This is a genomic window from Kitasatospora sp. NPDC097643 (genome assembly GCF_040302625.1).
Taxonomy (GTDB): domain Bacteria; phylum Actinomycetota; class Actinomycetes; order Streptomycetales; family Streptomycetaceae; genus Kitasatospora.
This window is the reverse complement of sequence record NZ_JBEOSA010000004.1, coordinates 75,977-94,593: the sequence shown is the minus strand read 5'-3', so window position 1 is coordinate 94,593 and position 18,617 is coordinate 75,977. Positions and strand designations below refer to the sequence as shown.

The following is an 18,617-nucleotide window of genomic DNA, read 5'->3' as shown; positions in this document are numbered from 1 at the left end:
GCCGCACGGTGGGAACCCGTGCGCGACAGGATCCGATCAGGCCGACGCCCATTACGCTGACCGGCATGGAAGCCCGCCCCACCACGGCAACCGGCCCGGCCCCCACCCCGGCCGCCCCCGAGCTCCGCCCGCGCCGCGCCGGGTACCGACGGCTGCCGGTGCAGCAGCGACGCGAACAGCTGATCGCGGTCGCCCTGGAGCTGTTCGCCTCCCGGCCGCCCGAGGAGGTCAGCCTGGACGACGTCGCCGAGGCCGCCGGGGCCTCCCGCCCTCTGGTCTACCGCTACTTCGCGGGCGGCAAGCAACAGCTCTACGAGGCCGCGCTGCGCACCGCCGCCGACGAGCTGACCAGTCGCTTCGCGGTGCCGCTCGCCGGAACGCCGTCCGAGCAGCTGGCGGCCGTCCTGGACGGCTACTTCGCCTTCGTCGCCGAGCACGACGCCGGGTACTCGGCGCTGCTGCGCGGCGGTTCGGTGGTGGAGACGGCCCGGACCTCGGCGATCGTGGACGACGTCCGCCGGGAGGCGCTGCGGCGGACCCTGCGCCACCTGGGCGTGCGGGACGCCGGGCCGCGGCTGACCCTGCTGGTGCGCTCGTGGATCGCGGTGGTCGAGGGCGCGTCGCTGAGCTGGCTGGACGAGGGGCGCACGCTGCCGGTGGACGAGCTGCGCGACTGGCTGGTGGACCAGTTCACGGCGATGGCGGCGGCGACCGCGCTGCACGACCCGCAGACCGCGGGGGTGCTGGCCACGCTGCTCGCGCTGGAGGGGCCGCAGGCGCCGCGGGCCGAGCGGCTGCGCGCGGTGCTGACCGTCCGCGCCGAGGTGCGCTGACGTGCGGTGACCTGCGCCTTGGTGCGCTGACCCGCGCTGACCTGCGCCTTGGTGCGCTGACCCGCGCTGACCTGCGCCGAGGTGGGCTGACCTGCGGTGGCCCCCGACCCCCGTGCCCGGGGTCGGGGCCGACGGGCGTCAGGCCTTGCCGAACACCTGGCGCTGGCGGCCGAGACCGTCGATCTCGATCTCGACGATGTCACCCGGAATGAGGAACGGCGTACCGGGGTGGCCCAGGGTGACCCCGGCCGGGGTGCCGGTGACGATCACGTCACCCGGCTCCAGCACCATGAACTGGCTCGCGTAGCGGACCAGTTCGAGCACCGGGAAGATCATCTGCGCGGTGCTGCCGTCCTGCCGCAGCTCCCCGTTGACCCAGAGCCGCAGCGGCAGCGCCTGCGGGTCGGCGACCTCGTCGGCGGTGACCAGCCAGGGGCCGAGCGGGGTGAAGGTCTCGGCCGACTTGCCCTTGTCCCACTGGCCGCCGCGCTCGAACTGGAAGGCCCGCTCGGTGACGTCGTTGGCGATCGTGTAGCCGGCGATCACCTCCGCGGCCTCCCGGTGTCCCGCCAGGTAGCGGGCGGTGCGGCCGATCACGATCGCCAACTCGGCCTCGTAGTCGGTCTTCTCGCCGCCGCGCGGCACCAGCACCTCGTCGTACGGACCGACCACGGTGTAGCTCGGCTTGAGGAAGATCACCGGCTCGTCCGGGATCGCCGCCCCGGCCTCGGCCGCGTGGTCGCGGTAGTTGAGCCCGATGCCGACCACCTTGCCCGGGCGGGCGACCGGCGCGCCCAGCCGCTGACCGGCGAGGTCCACCTCGGGCAGCAGGCCGGCGGCGATGTCCCGGGCCAGCGCCTCGGGGTCCAGCCCGGCCAGGAAGGCCCCGTCGATGTCCCGGGCCCGCCCGGAGAGGTCGTAGCCGGTGCCGTCCCGGCCCAGTACGACCGGACGCTCGGCGCCCGGGGGTCCGACGCGAAGGAGCTTCATCGATCCGTCACCACCATTTCGTCGCAGCTCACCGGGCGGCCGCACACCACTCCCGGTCTATGCAAGCGAGGTATATCAACGGCCCGAGCCGTTGAACCAGAGGGTCCCGATGGGCGAATTCCTATCAATTCCTCCAATCCGCCGGAGCACGGAATCGGCGGCCCGTACGGTTGACAGCCCTGAGCGGGCCCCGAGCAGGCCCCGAGCAGGCCCCGGGCGGGCCCGAGCAGCCCGGGCGGCCCCGGGCCGACGCCTCAGCCGCGGTGCGCGCCGCTGCCGAGGGGGCCGCCGAGCAGGCCGGAGAGGGTCAGCGGCCGCGGCTCGCCCGGGCCGGTGCGGGAGACCTCCCGGTGCCAGCGGTCGAGGTCGCGCGCCACGTCGGCCCGGGCCGCCGGCTCGCCGACCAGCGCCACGACCAGCTCGCGCAGCAGGGCCACCGCCGCGCCCGGGCTGCCGTCCTCGGCCAGCCAGAGGGCCAGGTCGTGGCAGGTGCGCAGGGTGCGCGGGTCGTCGGGGCCGCAGATCCGGGCCAGGTCGGGGATGAGCGTCGTCAGCATGCCGACGGCCTCGGCGGGCGAGCCGTCGGCGCCGCGCTGCCAGGCCTGGTCGGCCCGGCGGCGCAGCTGTTCCGGGCTGGGGTCGTCGGGCCGGAGCATCCCGGGCCGGATCGCCCGCAGCCGCTCCAGGACCTCGGCGGCACTGGCGGGCCGGTCCCCCGGGCGCTTGGCGAGCAGCGCGGCGATCAGCTCGGCCAGCCCCGGGTCGGTGCTGCGCACCCGGGGCGGGGTCTCCTCCAGGTGCTTGTACATGTACTCGGGGGCCGTGGCCGCGCGGAACGGCCGCCGGCCGGTGCAGACCTCGAACAGCATGACGCCGAGCGCGTAGAGGTCGGCCCGGCTGTCCACCGTGGTGCCGGACCAGCACTCGGGGGCCAGGTAGGGCACGGTGCCGACCACGTTGCCGCTGGAGGTGAGGCCGGTGGACTGGGTGAGCAGCCTGGCGATGCCGAAGTCCACCACCTTGGCCCGGCCGCCGTCGTCGATCATGACGTTCTCGGGCTTGATGTCCCGGTGCACGACGCCGGTCCGGTGCGCGGCGTCCAACGCCTTGCACACCTGGCGCATCCACTTGAGCCCGAGTTCCTGGTCCGGGGCGCCCTCCTTGAGCACCGCGGACAGGGCGCGGCCGCGGACCAGCTCCATCACCAGGTAGTGGGCCTCGCCCGGCCCGCTCGCGATCCGGCCGTAGTCGTGCACGGTCACGATGTGCGGATTGGAGAGGCCGCCCGCCGTCCGGGCCTCGCGGACGAACCGGGCGACCGCCTCCTGGTCGCCCGCGTGCTCGTCCAGCAGCACCTTGACCGCGACCGGCCGGTGCAGCCGGACGTCGGTCGCCCGCCAGACCACGCCGAAGCCGCCGTTGCCCAGCCGTTCCTCCAGCTGGTAGCGGCCGTCGAGCAGTTGCCCCGTCTGCACGCCCTCCCCCAATCCGCCGTGTTGCCGCCCGGCCCAAGTCCGGTGCCCCCGTACGGTGTTCACCGTCGGCGGGGTCACCGTGCGGGGCCACCATAGCGGCGGGGGGAGGCGCGCGGGTGAACAGGCGAACGGGCGGGGGCCGGACGGGCCCTCAGGCCTTCGGCTTGGGCAGGCCGGGCGGGTTGACCTCGGAGGTCTGGACGGCCTCGGCCTTCAGGCCCCAGCGCTTGAGCACCTGGCCGTACGTGCCGTTCCTGATCACCTCGTTCACGGCGCCGTTCAGCGCCCGGACCAGACCGTTGTCCTTCCGGGTGGTGGTCGCGATCTTGCCGAGGACGTCCGCGCCGCCGCCCGAGTAGGTGCCGACCACCTCGGTCTCGCCGGTCTGCACGGCGTGGAAGGCGAGGTTGGGGTTGGGGCCGACGTAGGCGTCGATCCGGCCGGAGGACAGCGCCAGGTAGAACTCGGCGCCCTGGAAGTACTTGATCTCGATCGGCTTGAGGCCGTTCCTCACGTTCTCCTCGCTCCAGGAGATCAGCAGCTTCTCCTGGTTGGTGCCGGAGGTGACGCCGACCGTCCGGCCCGCCAGGTCCTTGGCGCCGGAGACCTTGAGGCCGCTGCCCTTCTTCGCCTCGAAGCCGAGGATGTCCAGCCGGTAGGTGGCGAAGTCGTACTTCTCCTTGCGGGCCTCGGTGACGGTGATGTTGGAGATCCCGACGTCGTACTTGCCGCTGTCCAGGCCGACGAAGACGTTCTCCCAGGAGACCGGGTTGAACTCGACCTTGAGGCCGAGCACATTGCCGATCAGCGAGGCGAGGTCCGGCTCGACGCCGATGATCGTCCTGTCGTCGTTGGCGTAGAAGTCCAGCGGGGGCGTGGTGCCGAGGGAGTCGACCACGGTCAGCGTCCCTCTCTTTCTGATCTCCTCCGGGACCAGAGCCGCGATCGCCTCCACTTTGGGCGTGGTCACCCGGTTCTGGTCGGGCGTGAGGTTCACCACCGTGCCGTTCGGCGCGGTGCTGCCCTTGGCCGGGGCGAGTTCCGCCGCGGCACCCGAGGACCCGCTGCCGCACGCGGTCAGGGCGAGGGTGGCGGCGAAGGCGCCGGCGGCGGTCACGAGGGCGCGACGGGGTAGGGACATGGCGGAACTCCTGCTCGGTTGCTCGGTTTCGGGGTTGCTGGGTTGCTCGGTGAAAGGGGGGCCGGGAGTGCGGCGGGCTCAGAGCACCTTGGCGAGGAACGCCCGGGTGCGCTCGTGCCGCGGGCGGTCCAGGACCTCGGCCGGCGGCCCCTGCTCGACCACCACACCGCCGTCCATGAAGACCACGGTGTCGGCGACCTCGCGGGCGAAGCCGATCTCGTGGGTGACCACGATCATCGTGGTGCCGCTGCGGGCCAGGTCCTTGATGACGTCCAGCACCTCGCCGACCAGCTCCGGGTCGAGCGCCGAGGTGGGCTCGTCGAACAGCAGCACCTTGGGCTCCAGCGCCAGCGCCCGGGCGATCGCCACCCGCTGCTGCTGGCCGCCGGACAGCTGCCGGGGGTAGGCGTCGGCCTTGTCGGCCAGCCCGACCCGGGCCAGCAGGGCCAGCGCCGCCGCCCGCGCCTCGGCCCGCGGCCGGCCCAGCGCGGCGATGGGGGCCTCGACCAGGTTCTCCAGCACGGTCAGGTGCGGGAACAGGTTGAAGTTCTGGAACACGAAGCCGATGTGGGTGCGCTGGCGCAGCACCTCGCGTTCCCTGAGCTCGTACAGCCGGTCGCCGGAGCGGCGGTAGCCGATCAGCTCACCGTCGATGGCGACGTGGCCGCGGTCCAGCTTCTCCAGGTGGTTGATCGAGCGCAGCAGGGTGGACTTGCCGGAGCCGGACGGGCCGAGCACCACCGTCACCGAGCCGGCCGGGACGTCCAGGTCGACCCCGCGCAGCACCGCGAGCTGCCCGAAGCTCTTGTGCAGGCCGCGGACCTGCACCATCGGCGGGCTCTGCGGGTCGCCCTCGCCCGGCGTGGTCGACGTGGTCGGTGTGGTCAGTGTGATCGGTGTGGTCACGGGTGTCCTCCAGAAGTCCGGACCGTCGGCAGGCTCCGGACGAAGGCCCGGGCGCGCTGGAGCGGGGTGGGCGGCGGGGTGCGCCGGGAGCCACGGGCGAAGTGCCGTTCGACGTAGTACTGGCCGATCGACAGCACGGTGGTCAGCAGCACGTACCAGACGGTGGCGACCATCAGCAGCGGCACCACCCGGCCGGTCCGGCCGTAAATCACCTGGGCTTGGTAGAAGAGTTCGCCGATCGCCATCACGTAGACCACCGAGGTGCCCTTGAGCAGCGAGATCACCTCGTTGGCGGCGGCCGGCAGGATGCCGCGCATGGCCTGCGGCAGGACGATCCGCCGGGCCTGCCGCCAACGCGGGATGCCGAGCGCGGCGGCGGCCTCGCGCTGGCCCGGGTCGACGGCGAGGATGCCGCCGCGGATGATCTCGGCGGCGAACGCGGCCTGGTGCAGCCCGAGGCCGAGCACCGCCGCGCCGAGCGCGCTCAGCACGCCGACGGTGTCGACCTCCCCGAAGGTCGGGCCGAACGGGATGCCGATCCCGAAGCGCTTGTAGAGGTACGACAGGTTGAACCAGAACACCAGCTGGACGATCAGCGGGATCGAGCGGAACACCCAGACGTACGCCCAGGCGATGGTCCGCAGGATCGCGCTGCGGGACAGCCGCAGCGCGGCCACCCCGGCACCCAGCAGGAAGCCCAGCACGGTGCCGTAGGCGGTGAGTTTCAGGGTGCGGCCGACCGCCCGGACGATCGTGTCGGCGGTGAAGAACAGCCGGAAGGTGGCCCAGTCCCAGCCGGGGTTGGTGGCCAGGCCGTGGGCGAACTGGGCGACCACGACGAGTGCGGCGATCCCGGCGGCCCAGCGCCAGGGGTGCCGGGCGCGCACGGTCCGCAGCCCGGCCAGCTCGTCGAGGTCGAGGCGGGGCCCCTGCCCGGGCCCGGACCCGGCCCCGGGAAGGGGCGGCGCCGGGGGTTTCTCGGTCGTGACGGTCATCGGGTGGCTCCTCCAACGGGCCCGGGGCTCACGGGTGTTCGGGCGGGCTGATCTTCGACTCGGTGATCGCCGAGTCGGTGACCCCCCACTTCCGGAGGATCCGCTCGTACGTCCCGTCCTTGATCAGCTGGTTGACGGCCGCCTGGAAGGCCGGGGTCAGCTTCGAGCCCTTCTTGAAGGCGAAGCCGACGTCCAGCCGGTGGAACTCGCCGAGGAAGCGCGTCCCGGAGGCCTCCTGCGAGGCCTGGTAGCGCAGGCCGTTGATGGTGGACATCACCACGTCCACCCGGCCCTGCTGGAGGCCGGTGAGCAGGGCGCCGCTCTCGCTGAAGGCCTTCACCTCGTACGGCTGCTTCCCGGCGTCGGTGCAGACGTTCTTCCTGTTGTTGAGGGTGGTCTCGAAGGTGGTGCCGGCACCGGTGCCGACGGTCAGCCCGCACAACTGCACCAGGTCGGTGACCGGCTGGAGGGCGGTGTTGTCCTTCTTGACCGCGAAGCCCTGCCCGTCGTCGATGTAGGTGACGAAGTCGATGGTCTTCAGCCGGGCCGTGGTGACCCCGAAGTTGCCGGTGCCGACGTCGAACTTGCCGCTGTCCAGGGCCGGCAGGATCGTCTCGAAGGCGGCCTCCTCGCGCTTCACGGTCAGGCCGAGCAGCTTCGCCACCGCGTCGGTGAAGTCGACGTCGATCCCGGCGGGCTTCTTGGTGGCCTGGTCGGCGTAGAACGCGGTGGGCGGCGTGCCGAAGGACGCGCCGAAGGTCAGCGTGCCGGCCGTACGGACCTCCTCGGGCAGCAGCGCGGCGGCCGCGTCCGACTTCGTCAGGCCGGACAGGACGTCCTGGGAGGCGGTGGCGGCGAGCCCGCTCGCCCCCGCCGCGCCCGCGATCTTCGGATCCGAGCCGCACGCGGCCAGCGCCAGCACCGGCAGCAGGGCGGTGGCCGCGAGCAGGCGGCGGGGGACGGTGGTGGTTCTCACGGAGTGCCCTTCAGGTGCTTCTCGAACGGGAGCTTGCCGAGCGCCGCCGGATCGGCGGTGAGGTCGAACAGCGGGGTGTAGCCGGTGGCCAGGTAGAGGCCGCGCGCCTCGGGCTGGCGCGGGCCGGTGGTGAGGTACAGGCGGGTGTAACCGGCGGCCGCCGCCGTCCGCTCCAGCTCGGCCAGCACCCGGCGGGCCAGGCCCCGGCGGCGGTGGGCGGAGTCCGTCCACATCCGCTTGACCTCAGCGGTGTGCCGGTCGTACCGCTTGTACGCGCCGCCGGCCACCGGCGCGCCGTCCTCCAGCAGGAGCAGCAGCACGCCGTGCGGCTCGGCGAAGGCGTCCCGCGGGTAGCGGGTCATCTCCTGGTGCGCCGCGGGCCCGTACCAGCTGACGTACTCGTGGGTGAGCTCGCGCAGCAGCGGCTCGACCAGCGGGTCGTCGATGCTCACCCGGCGGAACTCGACGGCTGCACCGATCCGGCCTCGTGTGCCCGGACCGCTCACGCCTGGACCGCTCACGCCTGGAGCGCGATCAGCTGGTGCCGGTCATGCTCGGCCCGCTCGGCCGCCTCCGCCGCCGCGGCGGCCTTGGCGGCGTCCCGCCGGGCGACCTCCTCGCGGACGATCGGGATGACGTACCGGCCGAAGTCGATCGCGTCGTCGACCAGCGCGTAGCCGCGGGCGGAGAGGATGTCCACGCCGAGGTCGTAGTAGTCCAGCAGCGCCGCGGCGACCGTCTCCGGGGTACCGACCAGCGCGGTGGAGTTGCCGGCCGCGCCGGTGGCCGCCGCGGTCGGGGTCCACAGCGCGCGGTCGTAGCGCTCGCCGGCCTCGGCGATCTCCAGCAGCCGCTGGGAGCCAGTGTTTTCGGGCTGGTCACCGGCCGGCCGGCGGCGGGCGCCGTCCCCGGCGGCCCGGCGGTCCTTGATCGCGGCGACCGTGCGGTGCGCCTTCTCCCAGGCCAGTTCCTCGGTCGGCGCGATGATCGGCCGGAACGCCACCTGGATCCGCGGCACGTCGGTGCGCCCGGCGGCCCGGGCCGCCTCCTTCACCCGCTCGATCTGCTCGGCGGTGCGGGCCAGCGGCTCGCCCCACAGGCAGAAGATGTCCGCCTCGGCGCCGCCGGCCCGGTACGCCGCCTCCGAGGAGCCGCCGAAGGAGACCGCCGGGCGGGGCTGCTGGACCGGGAAGACGTCCGAGACGAAGTCGTGGAAGCGGTAGTGGGCGCCCTCGTGGTCGAAGGGCTCGTGGCTGGTCCACGCCTTCTTCACGATGCCGATGTACTCGCGGGTGCGCTGGTAGCGCTCGTCCTTGGACAGGAAGTCGCCCTCGCGCCGCTGCTCGTGGTCGTTGCCGCCGGTGATGAAGTGGACGGTCAGCCGGCCGTCGCTGATCTGGTCCAGGGTGGCGAAGGTCTTGGCGGCGAAGGTCGGGTAGGAGACGTTCGGCCGGTGCGCCAGCAGGATCTGGAGGCGGTCGAGCTTCGAGGCCAGGAACGCGGCCGCGGCCGCCGGTTCGGGCGAGCCCGCCCCGTACGCGAAGAGCACCCGGTCCCAGCCGTGGTCCTCGTGCGCCCTGGCCAGCCGCAGGGTGTAGTCGCGGTCGAAGGCGGCCGTGGTGCGGGGGGTGGTCTCCGAACCATCGCCGGTGGCGGCGATGCCGAGGAATTCGACGGGCATGGCGGAACCTTTCGGGTGAGCGGGAGTCCGGCGGAGCGCGGGTGGGTACGCCGGAGCAGGCCGTGCCGGGACGGCCGGGAACACGGGTACGTGCGGGTGACAGTGGCGGTGGCGGTGGCGGCGACGGATTGCCGCCCGGGGCGGAGAACGGCCGGAGCGCGGTGCGGAGTTGAGCGGCGGCGGCAGCGTGCGCCTGAGGTGCCGTCAGCGACGGACGGCGGTCCCGGCCCGCGACGGGGCACCGAGGGAGGACTCCCCGAGGGAGATCAGGGCCGGACGGGCGGCCCGCTGCCGGGTCAGCCGTGACACGCCGCGGACCACACCCGACCGAAGTCGATGTGGTCGCGGGTGACCAGGGGCTGCTCGGCGTACATGGCCTCAAGTTGAGCAGCCGCCACTCCGGTACGTCAACCATCCCTCGTTGCCGCAGTGTTGCGATCTCCTGTCGCCCTTCCGACGGCCCCGGCCACCCGTCGGACCGCCCTTGACAGCCGTCGATCACGCGTGCGTACGATCGACCCGGAGTGCAGTGCAATGCGCAGGCCGTGTTGAGGGACGCGGGCCGCGCGTACGGGGCCACCGCCCGTCCCCCTTCCCGCCCGCACTCCCGCCAGGAGCCTCCGCCATGGCCACCCCGCAGGACGTCCTGCCCGCTCCCTCCGCACTCGACCACCCCGCCCCGCCGCCCGCCCCCGAGGCCCGGATCGTCCCCCGCCGCAAGCCCGGCCAGTGGGTCCTCGCCGCGATCGCCTTGCTGCTGGCCGCGATGGCCGTCACCTCGGTCGTCCGCAACGACGCCTTCCAATGGGGCGTGGTCGCCGACTGGTTCACCGCCCGCTCGGTGCTCGACGGGCTCACCCTGACGCTCTGGCTCACCGCCGTCACCCTCGCCCTCGGCTTCGTGTTCGGCACCGTCCTGGCCACCATGCGGCTCTCCACCAACCCGGTCCTGCGCACCCTGAGTTGGGGTTACATCTGGATCTTCCGGTCCACCCCGCCGCTGGTGCAGCTGCTGTTCTTCTTCAACATCGGCGCGCTCTACCCGACCCTCGGCCTGGGCATCCCGTTCGGCCCCGAGTTCGTCACCGTCAGGACCGTCAACCTGGTCGGCCCCACCCTCACCGCCGTCCTCGGCCTGACCCTGCTGGAGTCCGCGTACGCCGCCGAGGTCGTCCGCGGCGGCATCCTCTCGGTGGACCGCGGCCAGTTGGAGGCCGCCGCCGCGCTCGGGCTCGGCCGGTGGCGGGTACTGCGCCGGATCGTCGTCCCGCAGGCGATGCGCTCGATCGTGCCGACCGCCGGGAACATGCTGATCAGCGCGCTCAAGGGGACCAGCATCGTCAGCGTGCTGGCCGTCTCCGACCTGCTCTACTCGGTGCAGTTGGTCTACCTGCAGTCCTACCAGGTCATCCCGATGCTGATGGTCGCCACGCTCTGGTACCTGGTGGTCACCACGGTGCTCTCCATCGGCCAGTACTACGTCGAACGGCACTACGCCAAGGGCACCAGCCGGGACGGCCTGCCGCCCACCCCGCTCCAGCGCGCCCGCGCCGCCTACCGCCGGGCGGTGCGGTCATGACGACGCTGGTGATCGTCGGCGCCGGCCCGCGGGGCACCGGCCTGCTGGAGCGGATCGCCGCCAACGCGGCCGAACTCCTGCCCGCCGACCGGCCGTTGCGCATCCACCTGGTCGACCCGTACCCGCCCGGCGCGGGCCGGGTCTGGCGCCGCGAGCAGTCCCCGCTGCTGCGGATGAACTCGATGGCCGAGGACGTCACCATGTTCACCGACGAGCGCTCCGCCGTCGAGGGACCGGTCCGCCCCGGCCCCTCGCTCGCCGAATGGGCCGTCCGGCAGGAGGAGTTCGCGCCCTACCGGGAGGTCGCCGACCCGGCCGTCCGGGCCGAACTGCGCACCCTCGCGCCCACCGACTTCCCCACCCGCCGGGCCCAGAGCGCCTACCTGGACTGGGTGTTCCGCCGCGCCGTCGCCGATCTGCCGCCGCACGTCACGATCACCGTGCACCGGGACACCGTCCGGCGGATCGACGGCCCGGCCGACGGCCCGCAGACCGTCCACCTCGCCGACCGCACGCTCACCGCCGACCACGTCGCCCTCACCCTCGGCCACCTCGACTCCGCCCCGCACCCCCGGTACGCCGCCGACCGCGACTTCGCCGCCCGGCACGGCCGCTTCCACCTCCCGCCCGCCTACTCCGCCGACGCCGACCTGTCCGGCATCGCCCCCGGCGAGCACGTCGTGCTGCGCGGCCTCGGCCTGGCCGCCGTCGACCTGGTCGCCCTGCTCACCGAGGGGCGCGGCGGCCGCTTCGAGGCCACCGCCGACGGGCTGCGCTACCTGCCCTCCGGCCGCGAACCGGTGCTGCACCTCGGCTCCCGGCGCGGCGTGCCGTACCGCTCCAAGACCGGCTACCGCCTCCAGGGGCCGCCCGCCCCGCTCCCCCGGTACTTCGACGCGGCCGCCGTGGACGCCGTCCTCGCCACCGCGGGGCCACTCGAACTCCGGCGCGACTTCTGGCCGTTGATGGCCAAGGAGATCGCCTTCGGGCACTACCACGAGCTGTTCCACGCCCACCTCGGCCGCACCGCGCTGCCCTGGCCGGAGTTCCTGGCCCGGTACGACCGGCACGGCTGGTACACCCCCGAACTCGCCGCGCTGATCGCCGAGGCCGTCCCCGACCCGGCCGACCGGATCGACTTCGAGCGGCTCGACCACCCGCTGGCGGGCCTGCGCCTGGACACCGCCGAGGAGCTCCAGGAGCACCTGCGCGCCCACATCGCCGCCGACGCCGACCGCCGCGCCGACCCCGCGCACAGCGCCGACCTGGGCGCCTTCCTCGCCCTGCTCTCCCTGTTCGGCCAACTGCCCCGGGTGGTCGCCGCCGGCCGGCTCACCGCCCGCTCGACCGCCGAGGAGGTGGACGAGTGGTTCTTCGGCTACTTCGGCTACCTCGCCTCCGGCCCGCCCGGCTTCCGGCTGCACCAGCTGCTCGCCCTCTCGGCGGCCGGGGTGGTGCGCTTCCTCGGCGCCGACGTCCGGGTCGAGCGGGACGAGACCACCGGCACCTGGCGGGCCTCCGGAGCCACCGTGCCCGGCCACACCGTCACCGCCACCGCCCTGATCGAGGCCTACCTGCCCAAGCACGCCCTCGCCCGCACCCTCGACCCGGTGCTGCGCGACCTGCACCGGGGCGGCCGGATCGTCGAGGAGGTGCTCGCCGACGGGGAGTTCACCCACCGCTCCGGCCTGGTCGCCATCGCCCCCGGCGACTGCCGCCTGCTCGACCCCGCCCTGGACGGCCGCCCGCACCCGCGCCGCACCGCCCTCGGCCCGCACACCACCCACCGCTCCGCCGCGGCCTTCGCCCGCCCGCGCACCAACGCCCCGTCCTTCCGGCAGAACGACACCGCCGCCCGCACCCTGCTCCGCGCCCTGGCCGCCGACCTCGACCTCGACACCGTCGACCTGCTGGTCGAGCAGCTGACGGAACCGGCGGGTTGACCCGGCGCGGGGCCGGGCGGGTCCGCCGGAGCCCCGGGTCCGGGGTGGCGTGCGGTCCGGGGTGGCGTGCGGTCAGGGGCCGTAGATCTCTTCGACCAGGTCCTCGTCGGAGACGTGGTCGGGGGCCTCGAAGACCAGGTCGGCGACGCCCTTCAGGCCGGTGCCGCGGTCCAGGGCGGCCATGCAGGCCTGGGCGTCCTGGTCGTTGGCGAAGTCCCAGAGCCTGAGCCGGCGGACCAGCACCAGGGCCTCCGCGGGGCTCATCCGCGCGCGCCGGGCCCGGCCGGCCGGCGGGCGGTGGCCGGGGCTGGCGAGCCGCCGCTGGTAGCCGGCCAGGTCCTGCCAGGCCTGGACGGTGCTCGGGTGCCGGTCGCCCAGCGCCTGGGCGAGCTCCGGCAGCAGCGCGTTCAGCCGGTGCACCGCGCCCTGGAGGTCGCCGCGGTTGGCCTGGTGGACGGCGAGGTCGTGCCGGGCCTTCAGGACGCGGGTGTCCTGCGGGCCCCAGGTCGCGCGCAGGTCGGGCAGCAGCTCGGCGAGCATCCGGATCGCGGTGACCGTCGCACCGCTCTCGCCGACGCACCACACCAGGTGGTAGCGGGCGCCCAGGGTGTCCGGGTCGGCCGGGCCGAGCGCCGACCGCATGTCCTGCACCAGGGTCAGCAGCAGCCGGATCGCACCGTCCAGGTCGCCGGCCCGGCTGAGGTAGAAGGTGAAGTCCCGCCAGGTGCAGAGGGTGTCCCGGTCGGTGGCGCCGAGCGCCTCGACGCACTCCCGGGCCACGGTCTGGAGCTGGATCGCGGCCTCCCCGGCGGTGGCCGCCCGGTACGCGGCGGTCCGGCGCTGGCGCAGCCCGGCCCGTACGGCGTCGACGGAGGGGGCGACCACCGGGGGCGTGGTGAGCGGCGACAGCACCGGCGCGACCGTCGGCGCGGGCACCGCTGCGGGCACCGGCCGGGCCACCGGCGCCGCAGCGGGCGGGGCGACCGGCGGTACGGCAGGCGGAGCCACCGGCGGTACGGCAGGCGGCGCAGCCGGCGGGGCCGCCGGGCCCGGCCGGTCCGCCACCGTCGGCATCGCCGCCCAGGTGCCGCCCGAGGCGCCCCCGCGCCAGCCGGCCAGCTCCCCGAGCCGCCGCTCGACGGTCCGCGCGTCGGCCGGCCGGTCCGCCGGGTCCTTGGCCAGCAGCTCGGCGACCAGCCCGGCCACCTCCGGCGGCAGCCCGAACTGCGCCGGATCCAGCGCCGGGGGCGGCTCGTTGAGGTGCTGGTACATCAGCACCGGCGTCGAGTCCCCGCCGAACGGCCGTGCCCCGGTGAAGAGTTCGACCAGCACGCAGCCGAGCGCGTACAGGTCCGCCCGGCCGTCGACCCGGCCGCCGGTCCAGCGCTCGGGCGCCATGTACGCCGGGCTGCCGACGATCGTCCCGGTGGTGGTCAGCCCGCCGGCGCCGATGTCCAGCTGCGCGATGCCGAAGTCCAGCACCTTGACCCGGCCGGCTTCGGTGATCATGACGTTGTCCGGCTTGATGTCCCGGTGCACCATGCCCGCGTCGTGCGCCGTGGCCAGCGCGTCGCAGATCTGCCGCCCCCAGCGCAGGCTCAGCGCCGGTTCCGGCACGCCGTCCCGCAGGACCTGGGTCAGGGTGCGGCCGGTGAGCAGTTCCATCACCAGGAAGGTCACCGGCTGGTCGCCGAGCTCGGTCTCGCCGAGGTCGTGCACGGTGACGATGTGCGGGTGGGACAGGTTGCCGGCCGCACAGGCCTCCCGGACGAACCGCAGGGCCGCCTTCGCCTGGTCACCGCCGTGGTGCCCGATGACCTTGACCGCCACCGACCGCCGCATCCGGGTGTCGAGGCACCGCCACACCACCCCGAAACCGCCCTGGCCGAGCTTCTCCACCAGCTCGTACCGGCCGTCGAGGACATCACCGACTCGCACGCGCGCCCCTCCCCAACCCGCCAACCGTCCCACTCTACCGATGCGTACCGGGCCACCCCTCCCCCGTCCTTCCGGCAGGTGTAAGGATGGGGCCGGGCCCCCGCGACGGTGCGACGGCCCGGAAGAGCGAAGCCGAGGAGAGCGGTCATGGCCAAGCAGGCCCCGCAGAGCGACCCGGTGCAGGACGCCCCCGAGGTGTCCGCGCCCCAGCACGCGGCCGCCGGACTGCCCGCGGTCGGCCACAGCCTGCGGATGGCGTCCGAGCAGATGGGCGCCCGACGCACCCTGGCCACGCTGCTCAAGGTCAACCAGCCGAACGGCTTCGACTGCCCCGGCTGCGCCTGGCCGGAGCCGGACAAGACGCACACCGCCGAGTTCTGCGAGAACGGCGCCAAGGCCGTCGCCGAGGAGGCGACCGAGCGCCGGATCCGCGCCGAGTTCTTCGCCGCCCACCCGGTCGCCGAGCTGGCCGAGCGCTCCGGCTACTGGCTGGGCCAGCAGGGCCGGCTCACCCAGCCGATGCTGCTGGACGAGGGCGCCACCCACTACACCCCGGTCTCCTGGGACGACGCCTTCGCGCTGATCGCCGAGGAGCTGAAGGCCCTGGACTCCGCGGACGGCGCCGCCTTCTACACCTCCGGCCGGACCAGCAACGAGGCCGCCTTCGCGTACCAGCTGTTCGCCCGCCGGCTCGGCACCAACAACCTGCCGGACTGCTCCAACATGTGCCACGAGTCGTCCGGCTCGGCGCTCACCGAGACGCTGGGCGTCGGCAAGGGCAGCGTCAGCCTGAAGGACCTCTACCAGGCCAACCTGATCATCGTGGCGGGCCAGAACCCGGGCACCAACCACCCGCGGATGCTGTCCGCCCTGGAACGCGCCAAGCGGGCCGGCGCCACCGTCGTCAGCGTCAACCCGCTGCCGGAGGCGGGCCTGGAGCGGTTCAAGAACCCGCAGAACGCACGCGGGCTGGTCGGCCACGGCACCAAGCTCACCGACCTGTTCCTCCAGATCCGGCTCGGCGGCGACCTCGCGCTGTTCCGCGCGCTCAACCAGCTGATCCTGGAGAAGGACGCGGTCGACCACGCCTTCGTCGAGGAGCACTGCCACGGCTTCGACGAGTTCGCCGCCGAGACCCGGGAGACCCGCCGCGAGGACGTGCTCGCCGCGACCGGCCTGCCCTGGGAGCAGATCGAGGAGCTGGGCCGCCTGGTGCTGGCCTCCGAGAAGATCATCGTCTGCTGGGCGATGGGCCTCACCCAGCACAAGCACGCCGTCCCGACCATCCGCGAGGTGGTCAACTTCCTGCTGCTGCGCGGCAACGTCGGCCGCCCCGGCGCCGGGGTCTGCCCGGTGCGCGGGCACAGCAACGTCCAGGGCGACCGGACGATGGGCATCTTCGAGCGGCCCGCCAAGGCCTTCCTGGACGCGCTGGGCAAGGAGTTCGGCTTCGAGCCGCCGCGCGCGCACGGCCTGGACTCGGTGGACACCATCCGCGCGATGCGGGACGGCCGGGTCGGGGTGTTCTTCGCGATGGGCGGCAACTTCGTCGCGGCGACCCCGGACACCGAGGTCACCGAGGCCGCGATGCGCCGTTGCCGGCTGACCGTGCACGTGTCCACCAAGCTCAACCGCTCGCACGTGGTCACCGGCGCCCGCGCGCTGATCCTGCCCACCCTGGGCCGCACCGACCGGGACGTCACCGCGGCCGGCGCCCAGTTCGTCAGCGTCGAGGACTCGATGGGCCAGGTGCACGCCTCGCGCGGCGGCCTGCGCCCGCCCGCACCGGGCCTGCTCTCCGAGGTGGCGATCGTCTGCCGGCTGGCCCGCGCCGCGCTCGGCCCCGAGGACACCGTGCCGTGGGAGGACTTCGCCACCGACTACGACACCCTGCGGGCCCGGATCGCCCGCGTGGTGCCGGGCTTCGAGGACTTCAACGACAAGGTCCGCCGCCCCGGCGGCTTCACCCTGCCGCACGGCCCGCGCGACTCCCGGACCTTCCCCACCGCGACCGGCAGGGCCAACTTCACGGTGAACCCGCTCACCGCGCCCGAGGTGCCGCCGGGCCGCCTGCTGTTGCAGACGCTGCGCTCGCACGACCAGTACAACACCACGATCTACGGCCTGGACGACCGCTACCGCGGCATCAAGGGCGGCCGCCGGGTGGTCCTGGTCAACCCGGCCGACGCGGCCGAACTCGGCCTGACCGAGGGCGGGTACGTCGACCTGGTCAGCGAGTGGACGGACGGCGTGGAGCGCCGCGCCCCGCACTTCCGGGTCGTCCACTACCCGGTGGCGCGCGGCGGCGCGGCGGCGTACTACCCGGAGACCAACGTGCTGGTGCCGCTGGACTCCACCGCCGACATCAGCAACACGCCGACCTCGAAGGCGATCGTGGTCCGCTTCGAGCCGGACTCCGGCGCGGTGTCGTAGGACGTCGCCCCCGGAACGGCCGAGGCCGCCCCGCGCTCCTGGCGCCGGGCGGCCTCGGCCGTTCTTCGAAGGTCAGTGCAGGCCGAGCGGGAGCGTCGCGGTGGCGCTGCCCGGAGCCGAGGCGGTCGCCGAGCCGGTGCTGGTGGCGGTGCCGGTGCTGGTGGCGGTGCCGGTCGAGCTCGGCGTGCCCGTCCCGGTCGGGGTGCCGGTGGGCGTCCCGGTCGGCGTCCCCGTGGGCGTGCCGGTCGGGGTGCCGGTCGGCGTCCCGGTGGGGGTGCCGGTCGGAGTGCCGGTGGGCGTCCCGGTCGGCGTCCCCGTGGGCGTGCCGGTCGGCGTGCCGGTCGGCGTCCCCGTGGGCGTGCCGGTCGGCGTGCCGGTCGGCGTCCCCGGGTCGGTCGGGGTGCCGGTCCCGGTCGGGGTACCGGTGCCGGTCGGCGTGCTGGTCGGCGTGCCCGGGGCGGTCGAGGGGGTGCCCGGGGTGACCGGCGTGCCGGGGGCGGGGGTCGTCGCCACCGGGGTGACCGGGCTGGGGGCGATCGGCGTGACGGCGTCCCAGCCGGCCGGCAGGTCGGGGACCTTCCAGGCGCCGCCGGCCTCGTCCGCCGCGCCGGACGGGTCGGGCCGGACGGCCCCGAGGATCGGCATCGAGCCGATCGACGACACCTTGATGTAGGCGCCCGGCCGGGGTGCCTGGACGATCAGCCCGCCGCCGATGTACATCGCGACGTGGGTGGCGCCCTCGAAGTAGATGATCAGGTCGCCCGGGCGGAGCTGGTTCAGCGGGATGTGCGGGAGCTGGGCCCACTGCTCCTGGCTGGTGCGCGGGATCGGCCGCCCGGCGTGCTGCCAGGCCTGCGAGGTGAGGCCGGAGCAGTCGTAGGCCTCCGGGCCGGTGCCGCCCCACAGGTACGGCTTGCCCAGCTGGGCGAGGGCGAAGGCGACCGCGGCGCGGCCGGCCACCGAGGGGGTGCGCTCGCCCTTGCCGAGGGCGCCGGAGGCGAGGAAGGCGAGCTGGGCCTCGTCGGCCTTGGCCTTCTCCAGCTTCTCCAGCTCGGCACGCTGGGCGCCGGTGAGCGAGGCGACCAGCTGTTCGACGGCGGCGAGGTCGGCGGCGACCTTGGCCTTGGCGGCGTCCTGCTGGGCGACCAGCGTCTGGGAGGTCCTGAGCGCCTCCTCGGTCTGCTTCTTCAGCCCGGCGAGCTCGTCCCGGTCCCGCTTCAGCCGGTCCAGGAACTCGGACTGCGAGCGGCTGGCCGCGGCGAGCAGCTCGGCGATGGTGACCGCCTCGTACGGGTCCTTGGAGAGCAGCAGTTCGGCGTACGCGGAGGCCGAGCCGTTGCGGTACTGGGCGGCGGCGAGCTGGGAGGCGATGTCGGTGCCGGCGTCGACCTGCTTCTGCTGGCGGTCCAGCCGGCCCTGGAGGTCGACGATCGCGGCCTGCTGCTCGGCGACCTTGGCGACCGCGCCGTTGTACTGCTCGGTGGCGGCCTCGGCGCCCTGGTAGAGCGCGTGCAGCTTGTCCAGCAGCGGGCCGAGGGTGGCCTTGGCGGCGGCCAGCGGGTCCTCACCGGGGCTGGCGGCGACGACCGGCGTCCCCGGGTCGGGGGCGGCGTACGCGGCCTGGGTGGCGAGCGGAAGTGCGAGCGCGGCGGCCGCGAGGACGGCTCCGCAGCGCAGCGCCGCCCGCACCCACGGCCTCACGCCTGCCGATTCCGTGCGCTGTGCAG

General features: G+C 74.1%; 14 protein-coding genes. 4 read left to right on the top strand and 10 right to left on the bottom strand.

The genetic code is table 11. The features are described 5' to 3' along the window. Positions 1-65 precede the first annotated feature (65 nt). On the top strand, positions 66-833 hold the full coding sequence (locus ABTY15_RS04565; RefSeq protein ID WP_350575896.1) for a TetR/AcrR family transcriptional regulator: 768 nt from the start codon (positions 66-68) through the stop codon (positions 831-833). Between the two features lie 138 nt (positions 834-971). On the opposite strand, the gene ABTY15_RS04560 is transcribed toward ABTY15_RS04565, so the two are convergent. The 8 genes from ABTY15_RS04560 to ABTY15_RS04525 form a co-directional block, all read right to left on the bottom strand. Beyond that, positions 972-1,823, bottom strand: a complete 852-nt coding sequence (locus ABTY15_RS04560) for a fumarylacetoacetate hydrolase family protein (RefSeq protein WP_350575894.1) — start codon at positions 1,821-1,823, stop codon at positions 972-974. 254 nt (positions 1,824-2,077) lie between these two features. Continuing rightward, the gene (locus tag ABTY15_RS04555; protein ID WP_350575891.1) at positions 2,078-3,298 is read right to left on the bottom strand and encodes a serine/threonine-protein kinase; all 1,221 of its coding nucleotides are present in this window, start codon (positions 3,296-3,298) and stop codon (positions 2,078-2,080) included. A 151-nt stretch (positions 3,299-3,449) separates the two neighbouring features. Next, positions 3,450-4,439 carry an ABC transporter substrate-binding protein gene (locus ABTY15_RS04550; protein ID WP_350575889.1) on the bottom strand — a complete coding sequence of 330 codons (990 nt, stop codon included), beginning with the start codon at positions 4,437-4,439 and terminating at the stop codon, positions 3,450-3,452. A gap of 78 nt (positions 4,440-4,517) precedes the next feature. Then, positions 4,518-5,270, bottom strand: a complete 753-nt coding sequence (locus ABTY15_RS04545; protein ID WP_350576150.1) for an amino acid ABC transporter ATP-binding protein — start codon at positions 5,268-5,270, stop codon at positions 4,518-4,520. Positions 5,271-5,341: 71 nt separating this feature from the next. Then, complete coding sequence (locus ABTY15_RS04540; RefSeq protein WP_350575887.1) at positions 5,342-6,340, bottom strand: amino acid ABC transporter permease; 999 nt, start codon at positions 6,338-6,340, stop codon at positions 5,342-5,344. Between the two features lie 28 nt (positions 6,341-6,368). After that, positions 6,369-7,316: an ABC transporter substrate-binding protein gene (locus ABTY15_RS04535; protein WP_350575884.1), complete on the bottom strand. Its 948-nt coding sequence runs from the start codon at positions 7,314-7,316 to the stop codon at positions 6,369-6,371. Continuing rightward, positions 7,313-7,768 carry a GNAT family N-acetyltransferase gene (locus ABTY15_RS04530; protein ID WP_350575883.1) on the bottom strand — a complete coding sequence of 152 codons (456 nt, stop codon included), beginning with the start codon at positions 7,766-7,768 and terminating at the stop codon, positions 7,313-7,315. Before ABTY15_RS04530 ends, ABTY15_RS04535 begins: the two co-directional genes overlap by 4 nt. Before the next feature lie 65 nt (positions 7,769-7,833). Beyond that, on the bottom strand, positions 7,834-8,997 hold the full coding sequence (locus tag ABTY15_RS04525) for an LLM class flavin-dependent oxidoreductase (protein ID WP_350575881.1): 1,164 nt from the start codon (positions 8,995-8,997) through the stop codon (positions 7,834-7,836). Positions 8,998-9,622: 625 nt separating this feature from the next. Here ABTY15_RS04525 and ABTY15_RS04520 point away from each other — a divergent pair. Continuing rightward, a complete protein-coding gene (locus tag ABTY15_RS04520) occupies positions 9,623-10,576 on the top strand; it encodes an amino acid ABC transporter permease (RefSeq protein WP_350575879.1) in 954 nt (317 codons plus the stop codon). Further along, positions 10,573-12,519, top strand: a complete 1,947-nt coding sequence (locus tag ABTY15_RS04515; protein WP_350575875.1) for an FAD/NAD(P)-binding protein — start codon at positions 10,573-10,575, stop codon at positions 12,517-12,519. Before ABTY15_RS04520 ends, ABTY15_RS04515 begins: the two co-directional genes overlap by 4 nt. A gap of 72 nt (positions 12,520-12,591) precedes the next feature. Here the strand turns inward: ABTY15_RS04515 and ABTY15_RS04510 are convergent, their stop codons facing one another. Then, entirely contained in the window at positions 12,592-14,457 is a 1,866-nt protein-coding gene (locus tag ABTY15_RS04510; RefSeq protein WP_350575872.1) for a serine/threonine-protein kinase, read from the bottom strand. A 147-nt stretch (positions 14,458-14,604) separates the two neighbouring features. Between ABTY15_RS04510 and ABTY15_RS04505 the strand changes: the two genes are divergently transcribed. After that, on the top strand, positions 14,605-16,890 hold the full coding sequence (locus ABTY15_RS04505; RefSeq protein WP_350575869.1) for an FdhF/YdeP family oxidoreductase: 2,286 nt from the start codon (positions 14,605-14,607) through the stop codon (positions 16,888-16,890). Between the two features lie 72 nt (positions 16,891-16,962). Here ABTY15_RS04505 and ABTY15_RS04500 read toward each other — a convergent pair whose 3' ends face one another. Further along, complete coding sequence (locus ABTY15_RS04500; protein WP_350575867.1) at positions 16,963-18,591, bottom strand: C40 family peptidase; 1,629 nt, start codon at positions 18,589-18,591, stop codon at positions 16,963-16,965. Positions 18,592-18,617: the final 26 nt, after the last annotated feature.

Excerpts from the sequence above, each read along its gene's own strand:
- ABTY15_RS04565 (WP_350575896.1), top strand. The coding sequence starts at position 66 with ATGGAAGCCCGCCCCACCACGGCAACCGGCCCGGCCCCCACCCCGGCC.
- ABTY15_RS04560 (WP_350575894.1), bottom strand. The coding sequence starts at position 1,823 with ATGAAGCTCCTTCGCGTCGGACCCCCGGGCGCCGAGCGTCCGGTCGTA.
- ABTY15_RS04550 (WP_350575889.1), bottom strand. The coding sequence starts at position 4,439 with ATGTCCCTACCCCGTCGCGCCCTCGTGACCGCCGCCGGCGCCTTCGCC.
- ABTY15_RS04545 (WP_350576150.1), bottom strand. The coding sequence starts at position 5,270 with ATGGTGCAGGTCCGCGGCCTGCACAAGAGCTTCGGGCAGCTCGCGGTG.
- ABTY15_RS04540 (WP_350575887.1), bottom strand. The coding sequence starts at position 6,340 with ATGACCGTCACGACCGAGAAACCCCCGGCGCCGCCCCTTCCCGGGGCC.
- ABTY15_RS04525 (WP_350575881.1), bottom strand. The coding sequence starts at position 8,997 with ATGCCCGTCGAATTCCTCGGCATCGCCGCCACCGGCGATGGTTCGGAG.
- ABTY15_RS04520 (WP_350575879.1), top strand. The coding sequence starts at position 9,623 with ATGGCCACCCCGCAGGACGTCCTGCCCGCTCCCTCCGCACTCGACCAC.
- ABTY15_RS04515 (WP_350575875.1), top strand. The coding sequence starts at position 10,573 with ATGACGACGCTGGTGATCGTCGGCGCCGGCCCGCGGGGCACCGGCCTG.
- ABTY15_RS04505 (WP_350575869.1), top strand. The coding sequence starts at position 14,605 with ATGGCCAAGCAGGCCCCGCAGAGCGACCCGGTGCAGGACGCCCCCGAG.